Source organism: Amycolatopsis kentuckyensis, from assembly GCF_002155975.1.
GTDB lineage: Bacteria > Actinomycetota > Actinomycetes > Mycobacteriales > Pseudonocardiaceae > Amycolatopsis > Amycolatopsis kentuckyensis.
In genome coordinates, this window is record NZ_MUMI01000406.1 from 1 (window position 1) to 1336 (window position 1336).

A 1336-nucleotide genomic window follows, 5' to 3' on the forward strand; every position below is an offset into this window, starting at 1 on the left:
GCCGCGTGCTGGCTGTTCGCCGGGCGGTCGTAGTCGATGGTGACACCCGCGGACGTCAAGATCTTGCGCGTCTCGTCGAGCGCCGCGCGGGCTACGCCGATCGCCATTGCCGCCACCAGGGGGCGGGTGTTGTCGAACGTCTGCATGACGCCCGCGAAACCCTTTTTCGTGTCGATCTCCGGCGTGCCCAGGAGGTTTTCGCGAGGCACGCGGCAGTTCTCGAAGCGCAGCACCGCCGTGTCGGAGGCGCGGATGCCCAGCTTGTGCTCGGTGCGCACCACCTCGAAGCCCGGCGTGCCCTTCTCGACCACGAACGACTTGATCGCGGCACGGCCCTTGGACTTGTCCAAAGTCGCCCAGACGACCACCGCGTCCGCGCGCTCGCCCGACGTCACGAAGATCTTCTCGCCGTTGATCACGTAGTGGTCGCCGTCGAGACGAGCCGTCGTGCTGACCGCCGCCGAGTCCGAACCGAATGCCGGCTCGGTGATCGCCATTGCCGCCCACATGCCCGAGAAGCGCTCGAGCTGCTCGTCCGTCGCCACCGAGCTGATCGCCGCGTTGCCGAGGCCCTGGCGCGGCATCGACAGCAGCAGGCCGACGTCGCCCCAGCACATCTCGATCGTGCCGAGGACGACGTTCAGGTTGGCACCGTTGCGGTTGCCCTTGGCCGAATCGTCGGAGCCGGAACGGCGCACCCCCGCCGCGCCCGCGCCGCCCTCGCCGGACGAATTCAGGCCGTCCAGCAGCGCCGCGAACATGTCCAGTTCGCTCGGGTACGTGTGTTCCGCGCGGTCGTACTTGCGCGAGATCGGCCGGAACACCTCGGCCGCGGCCTGGTACGCCTGGTTGATCAGCGCGCCGGCCTTCTTGGGGACTTCCAGGTTGATCATTGGTCCAAAGCCTTTCCGAAGCCTAGAGAAGGACGGCGCCTTCCATGACGCCGATGGCCCGCAGGTCCCGGTACCAGCGCTCGACCGGGTGCTCCTTGACGAAGCCGTGCCCGCCGAGCAGCTGCACGCCCGCGTTGCCGATCTGCATGCCCTTGTCCACGGCCAGCTTCCGCGCCAGCGCTACCTCGCGGGCGTAGGACTTGCCCTGCTCGGCCCGCGCCGCGGCGCGCAGCGTCACCAGCCGCAGGCCCTCCAGCTCGATCGCGATGTCGGCGACGGAGAACGCCACCGCCTGCCGGTGGCTGATCGGCTCGCCGAACGCGGTCCGCTCGTTGACGTAGGGGACGACGTAGTCGAGAACGGCCTTCGCGGTGCCCGCGGGCGCGCTGCTCGGCGGCGGCAAGGCGGACGTCTTCGCCGAGGTCGTCCGGCTGTCGCGGCTC

Annotated in this window: 2 protein-coding genes; both read right to left on the bottom strand. The window is 69.5% G+C overall.

What is annotated here, in order from left to right; translation table 11 throughout:
* The coding region (locus CCN39_RS33610; protein WP_086848878.1) for an acyl-CoA dehydrogenase family protein at window positions 1-893 on the bottom strand (893 nt) is incomplete at its 3' end.
* A gap of 22 nt (window positions 894-915) precedes the next feature.
* The coding region (locus CCN39_RS33615) for an acyl-CoA dehydrogenase family protein (protein WP_279629598.1) at window positions 916-1336 on the bottom strand (421 nt) is incomplete at its 5' end.